This is a genomic window from Pseudomonas sp. QL9, from assembly GCF_041409665.1.
Lineage (GTDB): Bacteria > Pseudomonadota > Gammaproteobacteria > Pseudomonadales > Pseudomonadaceae > Pseudomonas > Pseudomonas knackmussii.
Genome location: NZ_CP166971.1, coordinates 4,373,469 through 4,396,604, shown reverse-complemented (window position 1 = coordinate 4,396,604; position 23,136 = coordinate 4,373,469). Strand labels below are relative to the sequence as shown.

General features: G+C 68.8%; 21 protein-coding genes. 3 read left to right on the top strand and 18 right to left on the bottom strand.

Annotated elements, in window-relative coordinates:
* Window positions 1–4: 4 nt before the first annotated feature.
* Window positions 5–1,363, bottom strand: a complete 1,359-nt coding sequence (locus tag ACA097_RS20500; RefSeq protein WP_371365642.1) for a nicotinate phosphoribosyltransferase — start codon at window positions 1,361–1,363, stop codon at window positions 5–7.
* 136 nt (window positions 1,364–1,499) lie between these two features.
* Here ACA097_RS20500 and ACA097_RS20495 point away from each other — a divergent pair, with 136 nt between their 5' ends.
* Window positions 1,500–2,612: a CapA family protein gene (locus tag ACA097_RS20495; protein WP_371365640.1), complete on the top strand. Its 1,113-nt coding sequence runs from the start codon at window positions 1,500–1,502 to the stop codon at window positions 2,610–2,612.
* Between the two features lie 12 nt (window positions 2,613–2,624).
* Here the strand turns inward: ACA097_RS20495 and groL are convergent, their stop codons facing one another.
* The 6 genes from groL to ACA097_RS20465 form a co-directional block, all read right to left on the bottom strand.
* Entirely contained in the window at window positions 2,625–4,244 is a 1,620-nt protein-coding gene (gene groL / locus ACA097_RS20490) for a chaperonin GroEL (RefSeq protein ID WP_371365638.1), read from the bottom strand.
* A 110-nt stretch (window positions 4,245–4,354) separates the two neighbouring features.
* Window positions 4,355–4,903 carry a hypothetical protein gene (locus ACA097_RS20485; protein WP_043257582.1) on the bottom strand — a complete coding sequence of 183 codons (549 nt, stop codon included), beginning with the start codon at window positions 4,901–4,903 and terminating at the stop codon, window positions 4,355–4,357.
* A gap of 250 nt (window positions 4,904–5,153) precedes the next feature.
* Entirely contained in the window at window positions 5,154–6,188 is a 1,035-nt protein-coding gene (dmpG, locus tag ACA097_RS20480; RefSeq protein WP_371365636.1) for a 4-hydroxy-2-oxovalerate aldolase, read from the bottom strand.
* A gap of 10 nt (window positions 6,189–6,198) precedes the next feature.
* Window positions 6,199–7,107: an acetaldehyde dehydrogenase (acetylating) gene (locus tag ACA097_RS20475; protein WP_043254150.1), complete on the bottom strand. Its 909-nt coding sequence runs from the start codon at window positions 7,105–7,107 to the stop codon at window positions 6,199–6,201.
* Window positions 7,108–7,133: 26 nt separating this feature from the next.
* Window positions 7,134–7,925 carry a fumarylacetoacetate hydrolase family protein gene (locus ACA097_RS20470; protein ID WP_371365634.1) on the bottom strand — a complete coding sequence of 264 codons (792 nt, stop codon included), beginning with the start codon at window positions 7,923–7,925 and terminating at the stop codon, window positions 7,134–7,136.
* On the bottom strand, window positions 7,922–8,749 hold the full coding sequence (locus ACA097_RS20465) for an alpha/beta fold hydrolase (RefSeq protein WP_371365632.1): 828 nt from the start codon (window positions 8,747–8,749) through the stop codon (window positions 7,922–7,924). The genes ACA097_RS20470 and ACA097_RS20465 overlap by 4 nt, the downstream gene beginning before the upstream one ends.
* Before the next feature lie 414 nt (window positions 8,750–9,163).
* Between ACA097_RS20465 and ACA097_RS20460 the strand changes: the two genes are divergently transcribed.
* Both ACA097_RS20460 and ACA097_RS20455 read left to right on the top strand, forming a co-directional pair.
* Window positions 9,164–9,934: an SDR family oxidoreductase gene (locus tag ACA097_RS20460; RefSeq protein ID WP_160287987.1), complete on the top strand. Its 771-nt coding sequence runs from the start codon at window positions 9,164–9,166 to the stop codon at window positions 9,932–9,934.
* Between the two features lie 4 nt (window positions 9,935–9,938).
* On the top strand, window positions 9,939–10,412 hold the full coding sequence (locus ACA097_RS20455) for an SRPBCC family protein (protein ID WP_160287988.1): 474 nt from the start codon (window positions 9,939–9,941) through the stop codon (window positions 10,410–10,412).
* Window positions 10,413–10,474: 62 nt separating this feature from the next.
* Here the strand turns inward: ACA097_RS20455 and ACA097_RS20450 are convergent, their stop codons facing one another.
* The 11 genes from ACA097_RS20450 to ACA097_RS20400 form a co-directional block, all read right to left on the bottom strand.
* Entirely contained in the window at window positions 10,475–10,942 is a 468-nt protein-coding gene (locus tag ACA097_RS20450; protein ID WP_371365629.1) for a nuclear transport factor 2 family protein, read from the bottom strand.
* The gene (locus ACA097_RS20445) at window positions 10,939–11,322 is read right to left on the bottom strand and encodes a nuclear transport factor 2 family protein (protein ID WP_371365627.1); all 384 of its coding nucleotides are present in this window, start codon (window positions 11,320–11,322) and stop codon (window positions 10,939–10,941) included. The genes ACA097_RS20450 and ACA097_RS20445 overlap by 4 nt, the downstream gene beginning before the upstream one ends.
* Window positions 11,322–12,524 (bottom strand): acetyl-CoA C-acyltransferase, encoded by a 1,203-nt coding sequence (locus ACA097_RS20440; protein ID WP_371365625.1) that lies wholly within the window; start codon window positions 12,522–12,524, stop codon window positions 11,322–11,324. Before ACA097_RS20440 ends, ACA097_RS20445 begins: the two co-directional genes overlap by 1 nt.
* Before the next feature lie 33 nt (window positions 12,525–12,557).
* The gene (locus ACA097_RS20435; RefSeq protein ID WP_371365623.1) at window positions 12,558–13,016 is read right to left on the bottom strand and encodes a MaoC family dehydratase; all 459 of its coding nucleotides are present in this window, start codon (window positions 13,014–13,016) and stop codon (window positions 12,558–12,560) included.
* Between the two features lies 1 nt (window position 13,017).
* Entirely contained in the window at window positions 13,018–13,800 is a 783-nt protein-coding gene (locus ACA097_RS20430; RefSeq protein WP_043254167.1) for an SDR family oxidoreductase, read from the bottom strand.
* A gap of 12 nt (window positions 13,801–13,812) precedes the next feature.
* Window positions 13,813–15,006 carry an acyl-CoA dehydrogenase family protein gene (locus ACA097_RS20425; RefSeq protein ID WP_371365621.1) on the bottom strand — a complete coding sequence of 398 codons (1,194 nt, stop codon included), beginning with the start codon at window positions 15,004–15,006 and terminating at the stop codon, window positions 13,813–13,815.
* Window positions 15,003–16,145 carry an acyl-CoA dehydrogenase family protein gene (locus ACA097_RS20420; RefSeq protein WP_371365619.1) on the bottom strand — a complete coding sequence of 381 codons (1,143 nt, stop codon included), beginning with the start codon at window positions 16,143–16,145 and terminating at the stop codon, window positions 15,003–15,005. The genes ACA097_RS20425 and ACA097_RS20420 overlap by 4 nt, the downstream gene beginning before the upstream one ends.
* A gap of 374 nt (window positions 16,146–16,519) precedes the next feature.
* Window positions 16,520–18,898, bottom strand: a complete 2,379-nt coding sequence (locus ACA097_RS20415) for an RND family transporter (protein WP_371365617.1) — start codon at window positions 18,896–18,898, stop codon at window positions 16,520–16,522.
* Window positions 18,898–19,893: a WD40/YVTN/BNR-like repeat-containing protein gene (locus tag ACA097_RS20410; protein ID WP_371365615.1), complete on the bottom strand. Its 996-nt coding sequence runs from the start codon at window positions 19,891–19,893 to the stop codon at window positions 18,898–18,900. The genes ACA097_RS20415 and ACA097_RS20410 overlap by 1 nt, the downstream gene beginning before the upstream one ends.
* Window positions 19,894–19,909: 16 nt before the next feature.
* Window positions 19,910–21,532 carry a DUF1302 domain-containing protein gene (locus ACA097_RS20405; protein ID WP_371365613.1) on the bottom strand — a complete coding sequence of 541 codons (1,623 nt, stop codon included), beginning with the start codon at window positions 21,530–21,532 and terminating at the stop codon, window positions 19,910–19,912.
* Window positions 21,533–21,703: 171 nt separating this feature from the next.
* Entirely contained in the window at window positions 21,704–23,071 is a 1,368-nt protein-coding gene (locus ACA097_RS20400) for a DUF1329 domain-containing protein (RefSeq protein ID WP_371365611.1), read from the bottom strand.
* Between the last annotated feature and the right edge of the window lie 65 nt (window positions 23,072–23,136).

Sequence of the window (23,136 nt, the reverse complement as noted above, 5' to 3'; positions counted from 1 at the left end):
CCGCTCAGGGCCTGCCGACGAGCCGGTCGGCCTCGGCCGCCAGCAGGTGCAGCGCCTCGGACTCGTGCACCGGATAGGTGGCCGGGTCGAGGCTGCAGAGGGCCGCGGGCAGGCTGTCCAGCTGCAATCGGGTATAGGCACGAACCTCATCCAGCGACGGTGACGGGTGCAGGCGCCGGCCGTGACGCATCACCGGCTTGATCAAGGCCACGCCCGGTGCCGTGTCGCCTTCCAGGGTGAGAACGTCGCCGCAACAGCAGCCATCGTCGTCGTACTGGCGATAAACCTGCTTGCGCCCCGGCCAGGTGGCCTTGCCCTCGGAGCGCTTGCGCCGGGGCAGCCCGGCGTATTCCTGCAGCTTGTAGGCGCAATCCAGCGCCGGGACGTCGGCCGACGTATCCAGCTTCGTCCCCACGCCATAGCCGTCGATAGGAGCACCCTTTGCCTGCAGGTCGCGCAGCAGGTATTCGTCGACGTTGCCGCTGGCGAAGATGGTGGCTTCAGTCAGACCACCGGCATCGAGGATGGCGCGCACCCGGCGCGCATGCTCGCCGAGGTCGCCACTGTCGATGCGCACGCCCTGGACGCGGATGCCGGCCGCCGCCAGGCGCGGCGCCAACTCCACTACCCGCGCGGCGCCGGCCTCGGTGTCGTAGGTGTCGATCAGCAGCACCACCGAGCCCGGCAGGCTGTGGGCGAAATGCTCGAAGGCCGCGACCTCGTCGACGTGCGCCTGGATGAACGAATGCGCCATGGTCCCGGCGAGCGGGATGCCGAATTGCGCACCGGCCAGCACCGTGGCCGTGGCCGAGAAGCCCGCCAGGTAACAGGCCCGCGAGGCGAGCAGTCCGGCCTCGGCGCCATGCGCCCGGCGCAGGCCGAAATCCACCAGGCGCTTGCCCGGCGCCTGCAGCACGACCCGGGCGGCCTTGCCGGCGATCAGCGACTGGAAGTGCAGCAGGTTGACCAGCCGCGACTCCGCCAGCTGCGCCTCCGGCAGCGGCGCGGTCACCCGCAGGATCGGCTCGTTGGCGAAGAAGGGCGTGCCCTCGGCCATGGCATGCACCTCACCGGTGAAACGCAGGCCGGCCAGGTAGTCGATGAACGCCGCGTTGAACATCCGCTGGGCGGACAGCCATTCCAGCTCGGCCTCGGAAAACTGCAGCTGCTCGAGGTAGTCCAGCGCCTGCTCAAGCCCCGCGGCCAGGTAGAAGTTGCGGCACGCCGGCAGCTTGCGCGCGAAAAACTCGAACACCGCGGTGTCGAACATGCCCCGGTCGAAATACGCCTGCAGCATGGTCAGCTGGTAGAGGTCCGTCAGCAGCGCGCCGGGTAAGGCGAGCTGGGGCCGTTGCTGGGGCATGGCGGAATTCCTCGCTGATACAGGCATCCGGAAGTTCCATCAGACGCCCTCGCACAGGGCCCGGCTCTGATGCAGATCAAGTCGCCGGCGGCGGATCGGCCCAGCATCGGAAAACGCCCGAAGCAGGAGGTGCCCCATGTCCGATTCGCCCCCGCCCTTGCGGCTGTTCCTCGGCGGCGACCTGATGACCGCCCGCGGCATCGACCAGATCCTGCCGCATCCGGGCGACCCACTGCTCTACGAAGCCTACGTCACGGATGCCCGCCGTTACGTGGAACTGGCCGAGCGGCGCAACGGCCCCATCGCCCGCCCGGTGGATTTCACCTACGTATGGGGCGTGGCGTTGCAGGCCATCGCCCGGCACCGCGCGGACGTCCGCCTGGTCAACCTGGAGACCGCCGTGACCCGGCGTGGCTGGCCGCAGCCCAAGGGCATCAACTACCGGATGCATCCGGACAACCTGCCGGTGCTGCGCAGCGCCGGCATCGACTGCTGCGGCCTGGCCAACAACCATGTGCTCGACTGGGGCGAGGAAGGCCTTCTGGACACCCTGTCCGGGCTCGACCAGGCGGGCGTGCGCCACGCCGGCGCCGGCATCGACCGCGGCAGCGCCGAGGCGCCCGCGGTCCTGCCCGTGGCTGGCGGCCGCCTGCTGGTGTTTGCCTTCGCCACCGGCGATTGCGGCGTACCGGCAGGCTGGGCCGCCGGCCACGGGCGCGCCGGTATCGCCCGCCTGGCCGACCTGTCGTCGTCGACCGTGGCGCGCATCGCCCGGCACATCGACGCGCTCCGCCAACCGGGCGACCGCGTGCTGGTCTCGCTGCACTGGGGCGGAAACTGGGAGTTCCCCGTCGCCTCGGAACAGGTCCGTTTCGCCCACGGGCTGATCGACGAAGCCGGGGCGGACCTGGTCCACGGCCACTCCTCGCACCACGTCAAGGCGCTGGAGGTCTACCGCGAGCGCCTGATCCTGTACGGCTGCGGCGACCTGCTGGACGACTACGAAGGCATCGGCGGGCACGAGCGCTACCGCAGCGACCTCGGCCTGCTCTACTTCCCCGAACTGGACGCCGAGGGCCGCCTGCTGTCGCTGGCGCTCTACCCCACGCGGCAATGCCGGCTGAGCCTGCAGGCCGCCGCCGAGGCGGATCGCGCCTGGCTGCTCGATACCCTCAACCGCTTGTGCACGCCCTTTGGCTGCTGGTTGCGCGGGGACGACGACGGCGAGTTGCACCTGCACTGGCACTGACCGGCCAGCGCTTCAGCCCTGCAGCGACGGAGGGCCTTCCGGCGGCTCCTTCTCCGGCAGCTCGGTCAGGGTGGCCTCGGTGAGCAGCAGCACGCTGGCGACCGACACGGCGTTCTCCAGGGCGACGCGCACCACCTTGGTCGGGTCGATGATGCCGGCCTCGTACATGTCCACGTACTGGTTGTTCGATGCATCGAAGCCGCGATCGCCCTCCTCGGCGAGCATCCGCGCGACCACCACGCCGGCATCCACCGCGGAGTTCTCGGCGATGGTCCGTGCCGGCGCCTCCAGGGCGCGGCGCAGGATCTGCAGGCCGGTCCGCTCGTCGCCCTGGCAATTCGCTTCCTCCTCGGCGATGGCCTTGACCGCGCGCAGCAGCGCCAGCCCGCCGCCAGGCACCAGGCCCTCGGCGATGGCCGCCTTGGTCGCCGCGATGGCATCGTCGAGGGCGTCCTTGCGGGTCTTCATTTCCGCCTCGGTGGGCGCGCCGACGCGGACCACCGCGACACCGCCGGACAGCTTGGCCAGACGCTCGCGCAGCTTCTCCTGGTCGTATTCGCTGGTGCTGCGCTCCAGCTGCGCGCGAATTTGCTGGAGGCGCGCCTCGATGGCCGGGCGCTCGCCGGCGCCACCGATCAGCGTGGTGCTCTCGCGGTCCACCACCACCCGCTGCACGCGCCCCAGCTGGCTCAGCTCGACCTGCTCCAGGCGGATGCCGAGGTCGCTGGAAATCACCTGGGCGCCGGTGAGCACGGCGATGTCCTGCAGCAGCTCCTTGCGCCGCTCGCCGAACCCCGGCGCCTTGACCGCCACTGCGCGGAGGATGCCGCGGATCTGGTTGACGATCAGCGTCGCCAGCGCCTCGCCCTCGATGTCCTCGGCGATGAACAGCAGCGGCCGGCCGCTCTTGGCGACCTGCTCGAGCAGCGGGATCAGGTCCTTGAGCAGGCCGATCTTCTGGTCGCTCAGCAACAGGTAGGCGTCCTCGATGACGGCCTGCATCTTGTCGGTGTCGGTGATGAAGTACGGCGACACGTAGCCCCGGTCGAAGCGCATGCCCTCGACCACTTCCACCACCGTCTCGGTGGTCTTGGACTCTTCCACGCTGATCACGCCCTCGCTGCCGACTTTCTCCAGGGCGTCGGCCACCAGCTCGCCGATGGCGTTGTCGTTGTGCGCCGAGATGCTCGCGATCTGGACCTTTTCCCTGCGGCCGCTCACCGGCCGCGACTGCGCCTTCAGCGACGCCACCGCCCGCTGCAGGCCGCGGTCGAGGCCGCGCTTGATGTCGATGGCGCTGGCCCCGGCGACCACGTTGCGGATGCCGTCGGCGAGGATCGCATGGGCGAGCACCGTCGCCGTGCTGGTGCCGTCGCCCACCGCCTCGCCGGTGCGCTCGGCGGCCTGGCAGAGCATCTGCGCGCCGAGGTTCTCTTCCGGGTCCTCGAGGTCGACCTGCTTGGCAATCGTCACCCCGTCGTTGCACACCACCGGAGTGCCCCAGCCACGGCGGATCAGGACGGACTTGGAGCGCGGCCCCAGGGTGACCCGCACCGCATCGGCCAGCTGCGTCGCGCCGCGCAGCACCTTCTCGCGCGCCTGGCTGCCGAACAGGAGTTTGCTATGTGCCATTTCCCAGCCCTCCGGGTGATCTCTCGCTAACCTCGACCCGGAATGCTGGCGGCGCCTTGATCGGCATCAAACGAAAGCCCCGCGGTCCACGCGGGGCAGCCGCGAGCCGACTAAGGGCTCTTCGGCGGCGCGCCGTTGCCGTACTGCTGCTGCCACATCATGTGGTTCATCATCATCTGCTGCATGTTCAGGTACTGATCCATCATGTACTGGTGCTGATGCATCTGTTCGGGCGTCAGGTGCGAGTAGTAGCCGCGCATGTGCATCCAGCCGCCACCGCCGCCCATCATGCCGGGCCCCATGCCGCCCATGCCCATCCCTCCGGGCCCCATCCCCGCCGGCCCCATGCCCCGGCCCCAGAGCTCATGCATAGCCGACATGGTGCTGTGCATGCTGTTCCAGTGCTCATCGAGCAGCTTCTGCCGCTCCTTCGGGTCCTGGGTGGCCTGGATCCTCTGCATCTGCTCGTGCATCGCATTCATCTGCTGCTGGATCTGCTCCAGCTGCTTGTCGAACGCGGCGGTGTCCGGCGCCTTGGGCGTGCCGGCCTGTGCCGCAGGCTTGTCATCGGCCTTGGGCTGGCTCTCGGCGCCCATCACCGCCACCAACGGGGTACCTACCAACAGGGCCGTCGCCACGGCCATCGCGAGCTTTTTCATGAGGGTTCTCCCGGCACTGATCGGATCGATCACTTCGCTGATCCTGCGCGGTTGGCGCGGAAATACCTTGATCAGGATCAGATCGAAGCGCCGCCGTGGCACAGACCGCCCTGGCGGCCACGGAGTGACCTGCCAGGCAGGGTGTATCGGCGTACAACCGCGGGCGGGCTGGGAGCAGGGCGCCCGGTTCGAACACGACGCGGGCGGGGGGATCGGTCAAACGGCGTACAACCGCGAACGGTTGTACGCCCTACGTCGGCAGCACGCCGCGCTGGTTGGCCAGGGTCAGCGCCAGGTCCTCGATCATGTCTTCCTGGCCGCCGACGGTGCCGCGCCGGCCCAGTTCCACCAGCAGCTCGCGGGCGGAGATGCCGTAGCGGGCCTCGGCGCGTTTGGCGAACAGCAGGAACGAGCTGTAGACCCCCGCGTAACCCAGGGTCAGCGCATCGCGGTCGAGGCGGATCGGCTGGTCCATCATCGGCACCACGCGGTCCTCGGCGACGTCCATGATGCGATACAGGTCCACGCCGCTTTCCACGCCCATGCGCTGCAGTACCGCGACGAACACTTCCAGCGGGGTGTTGCCGGCGCCGGCGCCCAGGCCCGCCACCGAACCGTCGATGCGAGCAGCACCGGCCTCGATGGCGGCCAGGGAGTTGGCGATGGCCATGCCCAGGTTGTGGTGGCCGTGGAAGCCGACTTCGGTGGAGCCCTTCAGCTCGGCACGCAGCAGGCCGATCTTGGCGCTCACCTCGTCGGGCAGCATGTAGCCGGCCGAGTCGGTGCAATAGATGCAGTTGGCGCCGAAGCTCTCCATCAGCTTCGCCTGGGCCAGCAACTGCTCGGCGCTGACCATGTGCGCCATCATCAGGAAGCCGACGGTATCCAGGCCCATCTCGCGGGACATGCCGATGTGCTGCTCGGAGACGTCGGCCTCGGTGCAATGGGTGGCCACGCGGATGGTGGAGACGCCGCAGCCGTGGGCCATCTTCAGGTGCTCGACCGTGCCGATGCCCGGCAGCAGCAGGGCCGAGACCTTGGCCTGCTTGAGCTTGGGAACCACTGCCTCGAAGTACTCGCGGTCGGTGTGCGCCGGGAAACCGTAGTTCACCGAGGCGCCACCCAGGCCGTCGCCGTGGGTGATCTCGATCAGCGGCACGCCGGCCTCGTCCAGGGCGGTGGCGACGCTGACCATCTGCTCCAGGCTGATCTGGTGGCGCTTGGCGTGCATGCCGTCGCGCAGGCTCATGTCGTGCAGGCGGACTTTCTTACCTTGCAGGTTCATCGGGAATTCCTCAGCGAGCGGGCAGTTGCAGGGCGCCTTCGGCGGCGCGTTCGGCGAACATCTCGGCAGTGCGCAGGCCGGCGGCGGTCATGATGTCGAGGTTGCCGGCGGACTTGGGCAGGTAGTCGCCCAGGCCCTCCACCTCCAGGTACACCGAGACGCGCTTGCCATCGAACACCGGGCCGTTGATCAGCTTGTAGCCCGGCACGTAGCGCTGCACCTCGCGGATCATCGCGTGCACCGACTCGCGGATCGCCGCCTGGTCGGGCTCGCCGGCGGTCAGGCAGTGGATGGTGTCGCGCATCATCAGCGGCGGCTCGGCCGGGTTGATGACGATGATCGCCTTGCCCTCCTTCGCCCCGCCGACCTTCTCGATGGCGCCGGCGGTGGTGCGGGTGAACTCGTCGATGTTCTTGCGCGTGCCCGGACCGACCGAACGCGAGGAAACGGTGGCCACGATCTCGGCGTAGTCCACCGGCTGCACCCGCGACACGGCCGCCACCATCGGAATGGTCGCCTGGCCGCCGCAGGTGACCATGTTGACGTTCATGGCCAGGTTGCCGGCGTGCTCGGCGAGGTTCACCGGCGGCACGCAGAACGGGCCGATGGCCGCCGGGGTCAGGTCGATCATGATCACGCCCAGGGCGTTCAGCTTGCGGCTGTTCTCGGCATGCACATAAGCCGAGGTGGCGTCGAAGGCGATGCGAATGTCGTCGTCCAGCACGTGCGGCAGCAGGCCGTCGACGCCCTCGGCGGTGGTCTTCAGGCCGAATTCGCGGGCGCGCTTCAAGCCATCGGATTCGGGGTCGACGCCGACCATCCAGACCGGCTCGATCCAGTCGGAACGGCGCATCTTCATCAGCAGGTCGGTGCCGATGTTGCCCGGCCCGATGATCGCGGCCTTGAGTTTCTTGCTCATGGAAAGCTCCCGTGGCGGAAGGGGAATCAGGGACGGAACGACACCCGGGCACTGCCCAGGCCGTCGATGTTCAGTTCGAAGCGGTCGCCGGCGCGCGCCGGCTCCAGGGGCACCAGCGAGCCGGAGAGGATGATCTCGCCGGCCTTGAAGGGAATGCCGAAGGCGCCCAGCGTGTTGGCCAGCCAGGCCACCGCGGTGAGCGGGTTGCCCTGCACGGCGGAGCCCAGCCCCTCGCTGATCGGCACGCCGTTCTTGTAGACGGTCATGCGCAGGTTCGGCAGGTCCAGCCCGCGCGGGTCGACCTGCTCGCGGCCGAGGACGAAGACGCCGCAGGAGGCGTTGTCGGCGACCGTGTCCTGGATGCGGATCTTCCAGTCGTGGATGCGCGAATCGACGATCTCGAAGCAGGCCATCACGCACTCGGTGGCATCCAGCACGTCCTGCTCGGTGACGCCCGGCCCCTGCAGGTCATGCTTGAGCTTGAAGGCGATCTCGCCCTCGGCGCGCGGCTGGATCAGGCGGTGCTCGGCAAGCGAGATATCGGCGCCGCAGTCGAAGGACATGTCGCGGGTGATGAAGCCAAAGTCCGGCTGGTGCACGTTCAGCATGCGCTGCACGGCCTCGGAGGTGACGCCGATCTTCTTGCCGACGATGGCGTCACCGGCAGCCACACGGCGCTCGATGCTGTTCAGCGAGATGCGGTAGGCATCCTCGATGGTGATCTGCGGCCAGCGCTCGGTCAGCGGCGCCAAAGTGCGCCCGGCGAGCAGGGCCTGGTAGAGCTCCTCGCCGTACTGGCGATGCAACGCCTCGCTCATTTCGCGCCCTCCGCCAGGAAGGCCAGCACGTCGCGGTTGAACACCTCGCGGTGCTCGACCATCACCCAGTGCCCGCACTCGCTGAGCAGGATGAAACGAATATTGCGGCAGGCCTGCATCAGCGTCTGCGCGCCGCTGGCCGGGCAGAACTTGTCGTTCATGCCCCAGAACCCGAGGATCGGGCAGCTCAGCTCGGAAAGCCGCGCGGCCAGGTTCGGCACCTGCATGCGGGTCAGCACGTAGCGCGGCTGCTCCTTCACCACGGCGACGCGCTCGTTCACCGTCTCGTCGCTGATCTGCGAGGCATCGAAAAGTTGCAGCGAGAGCAGGCGGCGCATGCCCTCGGCATCGTTCAGCTCGCCATTGGCGAAGGCCGCGCCCATGCGCTGGATGCCTTCCATCTGCAGGTAGTACTGCTCCTTCTCCATCAACCCGCCGGGCGCCATCAGCACCAGGCGCGCGATGCGCTGCGGCTGGTCGAGGGCCATCTTGATGGCGATGGCGCCGCCCAGGGAGTTGCCGACGAGGGTGCAGCGCTGGATATCCAGCGAATCGAGCAGGCCGAACATCGCCTCGACGAAGAAGTCCAGGGTGTAGTCGGTTTCCGGCTTGTCGCTCAGGCCGTAGCCCGGCAGGTCCGGCACCAGCGCGCGATGGCCGGCGGCGGCGAATTCCGGGTAGTTCAGATTGAAGTTGCTATGGCCGCTGGCGCCAGGGCCGCTGCCATGGATGAACAGCACGGCGTCGCCGCTGCCGCTGTCCAGGTAGTGCAACCGGAGTCCGTCGTTGAGGGTGACGAAGTGCCCTTGCGGCAAGGCGGCCATGGCGCTGCTCCTGGGTGGTGGGATCGCAGCGATTATTTCGGCGCGCCGACGCGGGCGGCATCGTCCGAGAGGACTAGCGTGGTGCTGGGCAATGAATCCTCTCTTCGTAGGAGCGAGCTCGCGAACCGCCTGGCACGAATGCCGACCCGTTGGGCGAATAACCCCGTGGGGGTTATCCGCCGTTTTCGTGCCGGGCGGCGGCGCATAACCGCGAACGCGGTTATGCGCCCTACGGGTGAATTGGTACCGGGAATTTCGCGGATGAATCCGCTGCCGAACCGTCCGTTCACGCCGACCAGCCCCTCTCCCGCTTGCGGGAGAGGGTTGGGGAGAGGGCTCTGCCTAGTCCCTTCGGACGTGGGCGCCAGCCCCAGCTCCACCTAGGCTGGAAGCCTTTCCCGAAGAGGACGTGCGATGACACGAACGATGGATTTCAGCGGCCAGGTCGTCCTGGTCACCGGCGGCGCCAAGGGCGTTGGAAGAGGCATCACCCAGCGCTTCCTGGAACAGGGCGCCGAAGTGGTGATCTGTGGCCGGGAGGCGCCCGCGCAGTTGCCGGCGCATGAGGGCCGCGAAGCCTGGTTCGTGCCCTGCGACGTGCGCGACTTCGCGCAGCTGGAACAGCTGATGGCCGCCATCGACGAGCGCTACGGCCGCCTCGATGTGCTCATCAACAATGCCGGCGGGGCGCCTTATGCCAATGCCGCCGAAGCCTCGCCGCGCTTCTCCGAAGCCATCGTGCGCCTCAACCTGCTGGCGCCGCTCAACCTCTGCCAGCTGGCCAACCAGCGCATGCAGAAGCAGCCGCAAGGCGGCGCGATCATCAACATCTGCAGCGTCAGCGCCATCCGCCCCTCGCCGGGCACCGCCGCCTATGGCGCGGCCAAGGCCGGCCTGGTCAACCTGGGCCGTTCGCTGGCCGTGGAATGGGCGCCCAAGGTGCGGATCAACGCGGTGATCGGCGGACTGATCCGCACCGAGCAGAGCCACCTGCACTATGGCGACGAAGCCGGCGTGGCCCGGGTTGCCGCGAGCATCCCGCTCGGTCGCATGGCCGAGCCGGGCGACATCGGCGACGCCTGCCTGTACCTCGCCTCGCCGATGGCCGCCTACGTCAGCGGCGCCGAGATCACCCTGCATGGCGGCGGCGAACGCCCGGCGTTCCTCGACGCGGCGCAGGGGTGAGGCCATGCTCAGCGCTTCCCACGAACTCATCCTCGACCTGACCCCGGAAGCCGCCTGGACGCACCTGCGCAACCTGGCCCTGGCGCCGCACTACGTGCCCGGCCTCACCGCCTGCGCCTTCCACCCCGGCCCGAAGGAAGGCCCGGGCGCCAGCCGCCGGGTGTTCATGAAACGCGGCTTCCTCGACGAAAGCGTCCTGCACTGGGAAGAAGGCGAAGGCTTCGTCCTGCGCCTGCACCGCGCCGAACAAGGCCCGCCCTTCCCCTTCCGTGAAGCCAGCTTCTGCTATGCGCTGCAACCGGAAGGCAACGGCCGCACCCGCCTGAGCCTGAGCCTGGATGGCGAGCTGCGCGGCGGCAAACTCGGCGAATGGCTGCTGGCCGGCGCATTGCGCAAGACCGTGGCGAAGATCGCGGTGAACCTGAAGGCGTTCTACGAAACCGGCCAGACGCAGAATGCGGATTTCGCCAAGGGCTGATCGGCACGAAATGGAACCTGTAGGAGCGCGCCATGCGCGCGATTCGCGGCCATGGGCCGCTCCTACAGGTGAACATCGTGCCCTGCCGTTCGCGCCGTAGGATGGGATACCTCGAAATGCCCGCGGAAGACGGTTTCGACGATCCGCCATCGGCCATCCACGCGGCGGTAACGGTCCTGGTAGAAACCGCCGAGCTGCCGCGTAGCGCCGGTCTCGCCATCCCGATTCTGGTAATGCAACGCCCAACGCGCGCGGGCGTTGTTTTCGTCTTCCAGCTCGATCTCCGGGTTGGCCGCATGGTGCAGGTCGATCACCCTCGGCACGCAGGCCAGCTCCTGGTACAGCGCCAGGAACGGCTCGCGCTCGCGGAACACGCCAAGCGGGCCGTAGTCGATCAGCACCTCGCCTTCGGCGAAGCAGTCGCGGATCGCGCCCACATCCTTCAGGTCGCAGGCATTCAGGTAGCGGTGCTTGAGTTGGCGGATGGCCTCCAGGGCCTCCAGCCGGGCGATGCGCTGTTCAAGGTTCATTCCGGCCGGCGCTCCATGTTGAGTTCGCCCCAGTAGGCTTTCATCGTGCGGATGCGGCCATTGCCGTCGAATTCCATCACGTCGATCACGTGCAGGCTGCACGGCTCGCCGTTCCACACCAGGTCGACGCGGAACGGCATGGCGCCGCTGCCGTTGCTCGCCACCCGCACCGGGCCGGTGAGCTGGGCGCTGGCTTCGGCGCGGCCAAGGCCCTCGCGGTAGAAGCGGGCGATCGCCTCGATGCCGACCAGCGGCGGTGAGCCCACCGGGTCCTCGATCACCGCGTCATCGGCGTACAGGGAAAGGATGCCGTCGATATCCCCGGCATCCACCAGTTCGACGTAGCGCGCCATACGGCGGCGGATCAGTTGCGCGTCCATCAGGCCACCTCGAACAGCGCGGCAGCGCCCATGCCGCCACCGATGCACATGGTCACCACCACGTAGCGCACGCCACGCCGGCGCCCTTCGATCAGCGCGTGGCCGACCATGCGCGCGCCGGACATGCCGAACGGGTGGCCGACCGCGATGGCGCCGCCGTTGACGTTCAGGCGCTCGTCGGGGATGCCCAGCTTGTCCTGGCAGAACAGCACCTGGCAGGCGAAGGCTTCGTTGATCTCCCACAGGCCGATGTCGTTGACCGTCAGGCCGTGGCGCTTGAGCAGCTTCGGCACGGCGAACACCGGGCCGATACCCATCTCGTCGGAGTTGCAGCCGGCCACAGCCATGCCGCGATAGATGCCCAGCGGCTGCAGGCCACGACGTTCGGCATCGCGGGCTTCCATCAGCAGCGAAACCGAGGCGCCGTCGGAGAGTTGCGAAGCGTTGCCGGCGGTGATGAAACGCCCCGCCCCGCTCCACTGTCCGCCCTGCCACACCGGCTCCAGCGCGGCCAGGCTTTCCAGGCTGGTGTCGGCGCGGTTGCACTCGTCGCGGGTCAGCAGCACGGGTTCGTGGCGGCTCTCGCCAGTGGCCTTGTCCACCACCAGGCGCTGAGCATTGAACGGCACGATCTCGGCGTCGAACAGGCCGTCGCGCTGCGCGGCGGCTGTGCGCTGCTGGCTCCGCAGGGCATAGGCGTCCTGCGCTTCGCGGCTGATGCCGTAGCGCGCGGAGACGATCTCGGCGGTCTCGATCATCGGGATGTACGCCGCCGGGTCGCGCTCAATCACGGCGGCGGACTGATTGCGGTAGGCGTTCTTGTGCTTGTTCTGCACCAGCGAGATGGACTCCAGGCCACCGGCCACGGCGATGTCCAGTTCGTTGCAGATGATGCCTTTCGCGGCGATGGCGATGCTCATCAGGCCAGACGAGCACTGCCGCTCCACGGCCATGCCGGCGACGCTGGTCGGCAGCCCGCCGGCGATGGCGCAGAGGCGCCCGAGGTTGTAGGCCTGGGTGCCCTGCTGGGCCGCGGCGCCGATGATGACGTCGTCCACCTCGCCCGGCTCGACGCCGGCGCGGCGCACCGCCTCGGCCACCACGTGGCCGCCCATGGCCGGCGCCTCGGTGTCGTTGAAGGCGCCGCGGAAGGCCTTGCCGATGGCGGTACGGGCGGTGGAGACGATGACGGCTTCTCTCATGATGGGTTCCTTCGCAAATGGGTCGTCCCGGCCTCAGGCCGGGTAATAGCGGCTGATGGTGTCCACGACGCAGCCGGGGCGGTCTTCGCCGTCGATCTCGACGCTGACGCGTACCGTCGCCTGCACCGCGCCCTTCACCGCCTCGGCGGCAACCAGCTCGGCGCGGCCACGGACGCGCGCGCCGGCCTTCACCACGTTGGGGAAGCGCACGCGGTCGCAGCCGTAGTTCACGCCCATCGAGATGCCGCGCACCTCGACGATCTGCGGCAGGAACAGGTTGACCAGCGCCAGGCTCAGGTAACCGTGGGCGATGCACGCGCCATAGGGGCCGGCGGCGGCGCGCACGGGGTCGACGTGGATCCACTGGTGGTCGCCGGTCGCCTCGGCGAACTGATCGATGCGCGATTGCTCGACGGTCAGCCACTCGCTCTCGCCGAGGGTTTCGCCGACGCAGGCCAGCAGTTGTTCGGGATGTTCGAAGAGGCGCGGCATGTCAGGCCCTCTGGCTGGAGACCGAGAGCACTTCGCCGGTCATGTAGGAGCTGTAGTCGCTGGCCAGGAACATCATCACGTTGGCGATTTCCCAGGTCTCCGCCGCGCGGCCGAAGGCCTCGGTGGAGGCCAGTTTCTCCAGCAGCTCCTGGGGCGCGGATTTGCGCAGGAAATCGTGCAGGGCGATGCTCGGGCTCACCGCGTTGATGCGGATGCCGTACTCGGCCGCTTCCAGCGCCGCGCAACGGGTCAGCGCCATCACCCCGGCCTTGGCGGCGGCGTAGTGGCTCTGTTCCTTCTGCGCGCGCCAGCCGAGCACAGAGGCGTTGTTGACGATGGCGCCGGCCTTGCGCTCCATCATGTGCGGGAGCATCGCGCGGGTCATGCGCATGGTGCCGGTGAGGGTGACGTCGAGGACGCGGTTCCACTCCTCGTCGGTCATCTCCACCAGGGTGCGCGAACCGCCGAGCCCGGCGTTGTTGATCAGCACGTCGACCCCGCCCAGGCGCTCTTCGGCGGCGGCCACCAGGGCGCGCACCTGTTCCTCGTTGGTGACGTTGCAGACCTGACCGTACACCGCCTGCAGCCCGCAGGCCTGTCGGATGCGCTCCACCGCCTCGTTCAGGCGGCCTTCGTGGATGTCGCTGATCATCAGCGCGCGGCAGCCTTCCTCGGCGGCGCGCAGGGCGGCGGAAAAGCCGATGCCGGCGCCCGCCGCGGCGGTGATCAGCACCGACTTGCCGCGCAGCAGGCCACGGCCGGATACGTATTCGGGGTTGAGCATGGATTCTGTCTCCTAGCGAGGCGCCTTGGGTTCTTTCGGCAGGCCGAGCGCGCGCTCGGCGATGAGGTTGCGCTGGATCTCGTTGCTGCCGCCGTAGATGGTGTCGGAGCGGCTGAACAGGAACAGGCCCTGAAGCCGGTTCAGCTCGTAGGGCGCGCCGTCGAGGATTTCCGCCTCGGGGCCGAGCACGTCCATCGCCAGCTTGCCCAGGCGCGCGTGCCAGTCGGCCCAGCACAGCTTGTAGATCAGCGCCTCGCGTTGCAGGCGGCCGTCCTGCGGGCCGGAGAGCATGCGCAGCGAGTTGTAGCGCAACACCTTCAGCCCGCCCCAGGCCTCGGCCAGGCGCTGGCGCAGCAGCGGATCGCGGGCGGCGCCGTTGGCACGGGCGATGCGGATGACTTCGTCGAGCTCGTTCTGGAACTGCATCTGCTGGCCGAGGGTGGACACCCCGCGCTCGAAGCCCAGCAGCGCCATGGCGATCTTCCAGCCCTCGCCCGGCGCGCCGAGCAGGTTCTCGGCGGCGGTCTCGGCGTCGTCGAAGAACACCTCGTTGAATTCCGAGGTGCCGGTGATCTGCTCGATCGGCCGCACCGTGACGCCCGCCTGGCGCATCGGCACCAGCAGGAACGCCAGGCCGTGGTGACCGACGCTTCCCGGCTCGCAGCGGGCGATGACGAAGCACCAGTCGGACTCATGGGCCAACGAGGTCCAGACCTTCTGTCCGTTGATCTTCCAGACGTTGCGCTCGGCATCGAAGCTCGCGCGGGTCTTCACCGCCGCCAGGTCGGAACCGGCGCCCGGCTCGGAATAGCCCTGGCACCAGAACTCGCGGCCGCTGACGATGCCCGGCAGCAGGCGGCTTTTCTGCTCCTCAGTGCCGAAGGCGGCGATGGTCGGCCCGGCCAGGCCCTCGCCGATATGGCCCATGCGACCGGGGCCGCCGGCGCGGGCGTATTCCTCGTGGAAGATTACCTGCTGGTTGATCGACAGGCCGCGCCCGCCGTGCTCCGGCGCCCAGCCGACGCAGGTCCAGCCGCCCTCGGCGAGCTTGCGCTCCCAGGCCTTGCGCTCCTCGGGGAAGCTGTGTTCGTCGCCCGGTCCGCCACGGAAGCGCAGCGATTCGAACTCGCCGCGCAGGTTGTCCGCCAGCCAGCCGGCCACCTCGGCGCGGAAAGCCTCGTCGGCGGCACTGAATCCGATCTTCATGGACGTTCCTCCAGGATGGCCGCGGCGATGCGCTCGCGGTGCCAGGCCGGGGTGCCGAACAGGCCCTCGCCGGCGCGGGCGCGCTTGAAATAAAGGTGCGGGTCGTATTCCCAGGTGAAGCCGACGCCGCCGTGCAGCTGGATCGACTCGGCGGCGCAGTGGAAGAAGGTCTCCGAGGCCTGCGACTTGGCCAGCGCGGCGGCCAGCGGCAGCTCGGCGGCCAGCGCGGCGTCGCCCTGCCCGTCCAGCGCTTCCTGGGCTACGCAGGCGGCGTAGTACAGCGCCGAACGCGCGCATTCCACCTGCAGCATCATGTCCGCCATGCGGTGCTTGAGCGCCTGGAAACCACCGACCGGGCGGCCGAACTGGCGGCGCTCCTGGGTGTAGGCGACGGTCAGGTCCAGCGCCTGTTGCGCGCCGCCGACCTGCTCGGCGGCCAGGGCCACGGCGCCCAGTTGCAGGACTTTCTCCAGCAACGGCCAGGCCGCGCCCGGATCACCCAGCAAGGCATCGGCGGGCAGGTACAAGCCATTCAGTTCGATCTCCGCGAGCGTGCGGGTCTGATCCAGCGTCGGCAGCACACGGCGCTGCAGGCCGGCGCTTTCGGCGGGTACGGCGAACAGGCTGATGCCCTGCGCCACGCGCGCGGGGATCAGCAGAAGATCGGCGCTGGCTCCGTCGATGACCGAACGCAGGCGACCGTCGAGCACGAACCCCTGGCCCTCCGCACGCGCCTGTACCTGCACGGCATCGGCGTAGGGTGTACTCAGCGCCAAGGCGGCGGTAAGGCTGCCCTCGGCCAGGCCGGGCAACCAACGCGCCTGCTGCGTTTCATCGCCAAGCACTCGCAAGGCGCACACGGCCAGAGCGCTGGCGAAGAACGGCAAGGGCGAAAGACGGCGACCCAACTGTTCCTGGACGATGGCCAGCTCGACGAAGCCCAGACCCAGGCCGCCATGGGCCTCGGGCACCAGCAGGGCCTGCCAGCCGAGTTCGTTGCAGATGCGCTGCCACAGCGCCCGGTCATGACCGCCGGCGGCCATGGCCGCGCGCACGGCGCTGGAAGGTGAAGCGTCGGCGAGGAAGCTCTCCGCGCTGTCGCGGATCATCTCCTGCTCGTCGGTGAAGGCGAATTCCATGGGATGCGGCCCTGCGGTTTCGGATGGGCGAAGTCTGGCGGGAGAAGGTTCGGGGGGAATCGTCCGAATGGACGTGGGGAGGAACGCGCGAAGGTTCACGGGGGCGTAGGGCGTATAACGCTCCGCGTTATACGCCGATTGACCTTGGTTGCGGCACGCTCGGGGTCGGGCTTGGAAGAATCGCCTGGTTCGAGCGCGAGGTTGGCGGAGGCATCGGTCAAACGGCGTACAACCGCGAACGGTTGTACGCCCTACGCAAGACAAAGGCCCCGGGGACGTGCACTCGGGCGGCGGGACGCGGGTCGGTCGAGCCCGCCACCCGCGCCTGCCCTCGCCCCGCGCGCCTTCAACGTGCGCGCCCCCGGGATACACACTCAGCGCTCGAACAGCTCGCCGCCGACCGGCAGCGCCGGCTTCTCACGCAAGCGCTGGCCGACGCCGAGCCACACCGCCAGCGCCGGCAGGAGGAAGATCGCCCCCAGCACGTTGACCAGGAACATGAAGGCCAGCAGCACGCCCATGTCGGCCTGGAACTTGAGCGCGGAGAACGCCCAGGTGCCGACGCCGATGGACATGGTCACGGCCGTGAACACGGCAGCCGTGCCGCGCTGGCGCAGCGCTTCGTAGAAGGCTTCGCGCAGGCTCCTGCCGTCTTCCAGTTCATGCTGCACCCGCTCGAAGAGGTACACGCCGTAGTCCACCCCGACACCGACGCCGAGGGCGATCACCGGCAGGGTGGCGACCTTCAGGCCGATGCCGAGCAGGGCCATGAGCGCGTTGCAGAGGATGGTCACCAGCATCAGCGGCACGATCACGCAGAGCACCCCGCGCCAGGAGCCGAAGGTGATCCAGCACAGCAGGGTGATGGCGACGAAGATCGACGCCAGCATCTGCGCCTCGGCGTGTTCCACCGCCTCGTTGGTGGCCGCCGCCACCCCGGCGTTGCCGCCGGCCAGGCGGAAGCGGATCAGCGGGTCATGCTCGGCGGCGATGAAGCGCTGCACTTCCTCGGTGACGTGCTTGAGGGTCGAGCCCTGGTGATCGTCGAGGTAGACCAGGATGTTGAGGGTCCGGCAGCCCTCGGTGTTCAGCCCCAGCTCCGGGTTGGCCGCCCCGCCGCCGATGCGCAGGGCCGCCTCCGAGCGCTGCAGCGCCGCCCAGCGCGGGTTGGCCTCGTTGTTCCCGGCGACGTACAGCTTCACCCCGCCGGCCACGCTGCGCACCGACTGCACGCCTGCGACGCCGCGCAGGAACAGGTCCAGGCGCTCGACCGCGTTCATCACCTGCCAGTTCAGGCAGGCCTCCCCCTGGCCGCTGGTCTCGGCGTAGACCGAGAGCACGTCCATGCTGATCGAGTAGCTGCCGACGATGGCCGCGTTGTCGCGGTTGTAGCGCGACTCGGCGCGCAGCTCGGGGGCGCCGGCGCCGATGTCGCCGATGTGCAGGAAGCGCGAGCCATAGGTGCCGGCGGCGAGCAGCACGAGCATGGCGGCGAGGCTGAGCAGCGCCGGGCCCGGTTCGGCCAGCGCCGCCAGCGCCCACCAGGCGCGCTGGCGTTGCCCCGCCGGCACCCTGCGCGCGGCACGCTCCAACTGCAGGTGGGACAGGATGATCGGCAGGAACATCTTGTTGGTGACCACCATCAGGCCGACGCCCAGGCATGCGGTGAGGCCCAGCTCGCGGACGATGGGGATGTCGATGAGCATGATCACCATGAAGCCCAGCGCGTTGGCCAGCAGCGCCACCGTACCCGGAATCGCCAGCTTGCGGAACGCCGCCTCGGCGGCCTCACGCGGCGCGGCACCGGCCAGCACGTCCTGCTTCCAGGCGTTGGTCATCTGCACGGCGTGGGACACGCCGATGGAGAAGATCAGGAAGGGCACCAGCACCGACATCGGGTCGATGCCATAGCCCAGCAGCGGCAGCAGGCCGAGCAGCCAGATCACCGGCAGCAGCGCGACGCAGATCGCCAGCAGCGTCAGCTTCAGCGAGCGGCAATAGAGCCACAGCAGGACGGCGGTGATCGCGAAGGCGATGGCGAAGAAGCCCAGCACCCCGTTGAGGCCGTCCATCACCTCGCCCATGAGCTTGGCGAAGCCAACGATCTGGATGTCGATCCGGTCGCTGGCGTAGCGCGCGCGGATGCTCTCCAGGCGCTTGGCGACCGCCGCGTAGTCGAGCTTGCGGCCGGTCTGCGGGTCGACCTCCAGCAGGTCGGCCTGGACCATGGCCGAGCGCAGGTCGTTGGCCACCAGCTGGCCGATCTCGCCAGACTTGGCGACGTTGGTGCGGATCTGCGCCAGCCCCGTGGCGTCGGCGACGAAGTGCGAGGGCACGACCACGTCGCCGGTGAAGCCGTCCTCGGTGACCTCGATGTAGCGCACGTTGGGGGTGAACAGCGAGCGCACGCGGCTGCGGTTCACCCCGGGGGTGAAGAACACCTCGTCGGTGACCTTGCGCAGCACTTCTAGGAACTGCGGATTGTAGATGTCGCCCGGCCCCTTCCAGTGCACGCTCACCAGCACCCGGTTGGCGCCGGAGAAGGTGCTGCCGTGCTCGCGGAAGGCGGCCATGAACGGATGGCTGAGCGGGATCAGCTTGTTGAAGCCCGGGTCCAGGCGGGTGTGCAGCGCCGAGGCGCCCAGGCCGAGGGTGATCAGCACGAAGAGCAGGCCGAGGACCTTGCGCCGGGCGATCAGCCCTCGGGCCAGGGCCGCCACCAGGCGCTCGGTACGGGTTGCAGCGGGGGACATCAGTGAATCTCCTGTGGCGGGGTCGGGACCTGGGCGGAACCCGGCAGCGCCAGGCGGCGCAAACCGGCGTCGCTGGCCAGCAGCAGCGGGCCGCCGGGTGGGAGCAGCAGGTCGGTGAGGTTTTCCTGGCCGCCCTCGCGCAGCACCTGGAAGGACAGGCCTCCGTCGCGGCTGCCCAGCACCACGCCGCCCTGTCCGGCGAGCAGCACCGCGCCCTGTGAATCAATCGCGCCGGCATACAGCGAGACCGGCAGCGGCACCCGCACCGGGCGCCAGTGCAGGCCGTCGTCGCCACTGCGGAACACCTGGCCGCGCATGCCGTAGGCCAGCCAGTTGCCGCCGCCCAGGCCGAGCGCCCCGTACAGCGAGCCGCTGTAGAAAGGCTCGATGGCCTGCCAATGCGCGCCGCCGTCGGTGGAGCGCAGCACGCTGCCGGCCTCGCCGACGATCAGCCACTGGTGCCGGTCGGGCGCGGCCACGATGGCGTTCAGGTGCCAGTCACCCGGCGCGCCGATGGACTCGCCGCTCCAGTGCTGCCCGCCATCGGTGGAGCGCAGCACGCGGCCGAAGGCGCCGACCGCGAGCCAGTCGCCCGAAGGCAGCCGCGCGGCGTCCATCAGCGGCTGGCCATCGTTCTCGACGAAGGCGGCCTCGTGCCAGCTGCGCCCGCCGTCGGTGGTGCGCAGGATCCAGCCCTCGTGGCCGAGGGCCAGGCCGTTGTGGGAATCGGCGAACACCAGGCGCGTGATCAGCGCCTGGCGTTGCGGCGAAACCTTGGCGGCGATCCAGGTCCGCCCCTGGTCGAGGGACAGGCGGATCTGGCCGAGTTCGCCGGCCAGCACCAGCCCGGCGGCCGTGGCCTTGATGCCGTCGATCTGCATGCGCTCGACGGGAATCTCCGTCGGCCGCAGGGAGGGCGCGCCGCGTGGGGCGAAGGCCAGCGCACCGGCCCCCGCCACCAGCACGCAGGCAGCCAGTCCGAGGATCGTCCTCATGAAAGGCCTCCCCGGCTCAGAAGCTGTACTTGGCGGCGAACGCCAGGTAGTCGCGGTCGGCCAGCGGGCGCTTCTCCAGGTCGGCCGAGCCGAGGAAGCCGTTGTAGGTCAGGTCCAGTTCCAGGTTGTTCAGGTACTTGCCGGTGATGCCGACGCTCATGCGCTTGTCGCCCTGGCCGACCAGGCCGCCGAAGGCCCCCGCCACGGCGGCCGCGCCCTTGACCTGCTGGGCGAAGGAGACCGGCAGGGTCATGTCCCAGTTCTCGATGACGTTGTTCCAGGACGGGATCACCATCAGCTGGTAGGCCCAGGAGTTGCGGTCATTGGTCAGCTCGTCGTAACGCTCCCCGGCGAAGCCGAAGGCGTCCACCGAGTTGACGTGCAGCGAGCTGACCTCGGCGAGGAAGGTGGTCTGTTCGGAGAACCAGCGCGGGCCCAGCAGGTAGATGGCCGACAGGTTCGCCTGGGTGGCGTCGGCGCGGGTCGCCACCGAGCCCAGCGGCGAGTCGACCAGCACCGGCACGCCTTCCTTGTAGCTGACCTCGCCGGCCAGGTTCACGTCGCCCAGGCGGGTCGAGAAGCTGGCGCCGTAGAGCGAGATGTCGTCGAAATACACCACGCTGTAGTCGACCGGGAACTGGTCCTGGTAGTGCACTTCCACGTTGGGGTTCTTGTCGTGGTAGCGCAGGTAGAAGAGGCTCAGGTCGGTCTCGCTGGTCACGGCGAAGTGCGTGCTCAGACCCCACTGACCGCTGTCGCGCGGGTGATGGTCGGGGCCGCGCGGAATGTTGAAGCCCGGTGCCGCGCGAATGAATTCCGCTCCCGGTCCGACCACGTCGGTGTAGGAGAAGTAGGTGCCGACCGGGTCCAGCTCGGTGGGCTTGTACTGGTACTGGTAGTAGGCCGCGACGCCGAACACCGGGTTCAGCTGCCACTGCGCCGAGAGCTGGCCGACCGGCAGCAGGATGTCCTTCACCTCGGTGCCGGGCACATTGGCCTTGGTCGCATCGGCGGGCGACTGGGCGCCGGCGATGTTCGGGAAGAACAGGCTTTCGCCCCACTGCACCACCTGCTGCCCCAGGCGCAGGTTGAGCATCGACTCCTCGCCGGTCTGCTGGCTGGTATACAGGTAGGCATCGAGCAGGCGCGTGCGGTTCTCTTCGAGGCGGCGCGCCCGCGAGGTGAACTGGTCGTGGTCGCCGTCCTTGTTCACCGTTTCGGGCGAATCGTTGTCGTTGTAGTGCCGGTAGACATCGTCGTAGAAGCTGCTGGCGCGCAGGAACGCCCCGTAGTTGCGGTACTTGATGTCGAAATCGCCGAGCACCGACAGGCGATTGTTGATCAGCGCGCCGCGCTTGAAGTTGCGGTCGCCGTCATCCGAGTTGACGGTGGTCGGCAGGCCGCTGGCCGGGTCGGTCGGTCCGTCGACCAGCGCCGCCGATGGATCGCGCAGGCGGTAGGCCGCGGCGTAACTGACGTTGATGATGTAGTCGACGTTCACCTCCTCGCCGATGCCGAAGCTCCCGGCATGCGCCGGAACCGCCAAGGGCATCACCGACAGCCCCAGCAGCCACTGCAACTTGCGGCCGCCACGCAGCCAACCCGATCCCCCAGCCACATCGCTTGCAAAACGCATCATCTACAGCCTCCTGTTCGCCCGCGCCGCCGCGGCACCGTCCCCCGGTGTCCGACGACCGCGCAGCATCACCCCCTGGCGAGGCACTGGCCGTCGCCGGGGATGGGGTCTTTTGGAATTGTTCTCAGTGGAGAAAGCCGTGTCCGGGCGCCGCGAGCGCGGCGCCCGGTGCGCTCACCGGCCCGCCTGGCGGAGCATGTCGGTGGTGAACATGAAGGGCTTCAGCCGGTCGCCGTTGACCCGGGGCGCAGCGCCCTCGTTGGTCAGCCGGTCGGCCAGGTAGGAGCCGGCGATCAGGTCGTGGTAGACCGTGACGCCCGCCTGGAAGACCTTCGCGCCGTAGGCGTAGTAGGCGTTGAGGAAGTTGGTCCGCCACAACTCGCCATGGGCGTCGTAGTTGTCCGCCATGATGGCGTTCCAGGTGTCCTCGTCGATGTACAGGACGCGCTTGGCGTACTGGTGGCGATAACCTTCCTTCAGGGTCGCCTCCAGCACCCAGACCCGGTGCAGCTCGTAGCGCATCACGCTGGGGTCGATGCTGCCGGGCTTGAGCAGGTCCGCGTACTTGACCCCTTCGGCCTCGAGTCGATAGCCGTTGTAGGGGATGTACATCTCGCGCTTGCCGAGCAGCTTCCAGCTGTAGCGTTCGGGCGAACCGTTGAAGAGCCGGTCGTCGTCGATGGTGCGGAAGCCGCCGACCCCCAGCGGGATGTCGAAGCCATAGCCGGGGGACTGGCGCACACGGCGGGTGCCGGGGTTGTATTGCCAGCTGGTCTGCGGGTTCTTCGCCTCGTTGAAGTAGGTGTAGGTCAGCGACACCTGGCCCTTGTCGCGGTCCGGCTTGAGGGTGGTGACCCGCGACAGGGCGAAGACCCCGTCGGTGGGCTGGCCGGCGTACTGGTCGCCGGTCAGGTCGAGGATCTCGAAGCGCATCCGGCCCCAGGCGATCTTGCCGTCCTGGTAGACCACGGCCTGGTCGTACTCGCCGTCTTCCTCGGCGGCATAGGCCGGCAGGAGAATGTTGCGCAGCACTTCGTCGCCGTTCTTCGGAATCGGGAAAGGCGTGCCGCCGCGCAGTGCGCGCTCACCCATGTTGCCGTCCTCGAGCTCCGCGCTGGCGGCGTTCTTGCGGGCGATTTCGCAGCGATAGTCGTCGTAGCGGAAGTCCCGATGACTGGGGTAGACGGGAATCGCGAAGCTCGCCGGGTACTTGTGCAGCAGCGCCTTCTGCCCGTCGGACAGGCGCGCCTCGTACTGCGCCATGTTCTGCGCGGTGATGGTGAACAGCGGTTTTTCCCCGGCATAGGGATCGGGATGGCGCGCGCCCACCCCGTCGAACTTCAGGCCCGGCGGCGTGCCCAGCCACTTGCCGCTGTAGGGCGGGATGCTGCCGTCGGCGTTGCCGGCCTTTTCCGCGCCCAGGCAGGTGAGTTCGCGGCCGAGCTTTTCCACATCGGCGGGGCTGGCCGCGCCCAGGGCGAGCCCGCTGCCCAGCATCAGCGTCGCCGCGAGCGGCAGCGCGCCAAGAATCGTGTGCTTCATGGTGTCTTCTTCCTCTGCGAAGGTCCGGCCGCGCGGGGCGGGCCGGCCTTGTGGTCGTCCACGGG

Coding starts and splice junctions, on each gene's coding strand:
- ACA097_RS20440 (WP_371365625.1), bottom strand. CDS start 12,524: ATGAGAGAAGCCGTCATCGTCTCCACCGCCCGTACCGCCATCGGCAAG.
- ACA097_RS20415 (WP_371365617.1), bottom strand. CDS start 18,898: ATGTCCCCCGCTGCAACCCGTACCGAGCGCCTGGTGGCGGCCCTGGCC.
- ACA097_RS20475 (WP_043254150.1), bottom strand. CDS start 7,107: ATGAGCAAGAAACTCAAGGCCGCGATCATCGGGCCGGGCAACATCGGC.
- ACA097_RS20425 (WP_371365621.1), bottom strand. CDS start 15,006: ATGAAGATCGGATTCAGTGCCGCCGACGAGGCTTTCCGCGCCGAGGTG.
- groL (WP_371365638.1), bottom strand. CDS start 4,244: ATGGCACATAGCAAACTCCTGTTCGGCAGCCAGGCGCGCGAGAAGGTG.
- ACA097_RS20485 (WP_043257582.1), bottom strand. CDS start 4,903: ATGAAAAAGCTCGCGATGGCCGTGGCGACGGCCCTGTTGGTAGGTACC.
- ACA097_RS20405 (WP_371365613.1), bottom strand. CDS start 21,532: ATGATGCGTTTTGCAAGCGATGTGGCTGGGGGATCGGGTTGGCTGCGT.
- dmpG (WP_371365636.1), bottom strand. CDS start 6,188: ATGAACCTGCAAGGTAAGAAAGTCCGCCTGCACGACATGAGCCTGCGC.
- ACA097_RS20400 (WP_371365611.1), bottom strand. CDS start 23,071: ATGAAGCACACGATTCTTGGCGCGCTGCCGCTCGCGGCGACGCTGATG.
- ACA097_RS20435 (WP_371365623.1), bottom strand. CDS start 13,016: ATGCCGCGCCTCTTCGAACATCCCGAACAACTGCTGGCCTGCGTCGGC.
- ACA097_RS20500 (WP_371365642.1), bottom strand. CDS start 1,363: ATGCCCCAGCAACGGCCCCAGCTCGCCTTACCCGGCGCGCTGCTGACG.
- ACA097_RS20450 (WP_371365629.1), bottom strand. CDS start 10,942: ATGAACCTTGAACAGCGCATCGCCCGGCTGGAGGCCCTGGAGGCCATC.
- ACA097_RS20455 (WP_160287988.1), top strand. CDS start 9,939: ATGCTCAGCGCTTCCCACGAACTCATCCTCGACCTGACCCCGGAAGCC.
- ACA097_RS20460 (WP_160287987.1), top strand. CDS start 9,164: ATGACACGAACGATGGATTTCAGCGGCCAGGTCGTCCTGGTCACCGGC.
- ACA097_RS20470 (WP_371365634.1), bottom strand. CDS start 7,925: ATGAGCGAGGCGTTGCATCGCCAGTACGGCGAGGAGCTCTACCAGGCC.
- ACA097_RS20410 (WP_371365615.1), bottom strand. CDS start 19,893: ATGAGGACGATCCTCGGACTGGCTGCCTGCGTGCTGGTGGCGGGGGCC.
- ACA097_RS20465 (WP_371365632.1), bottom strand. CDS start 8,749: ATGGCCGCCTTGCCGCAAGGGCACTTCGTCACCCTCAACGACGGACTC.
- ACA097_RS20445 (WP_371365627.1), bottom strand. CDS start 11,322: ATGGACGCGCAACTGATCCGCCGCCGTATGGCGCGCTACGTCGAACTG.
- ACA097_RS20495 (WP_371365640.1), top strand. CDS start 1,500: ATGTCCGATTCGCCCCCGCCCTTGCGGCTGTTCCTCGGCGGCGACCTG.
- ACA097_RS20420 (WP_371365619.1), bottom strand. CDS start 16,145: ATGGAATTCGCCTTCACCGACGAGCAGGAGATGATCCGCGACAGCGCG.
- ACA097_RS20430 (WP_043254167.1), bottom strand. CDS start 13,800: ATGCTCAACCCCGAATACGTATCCGGCCGTGGCCTGCTGCGCGGCAAG.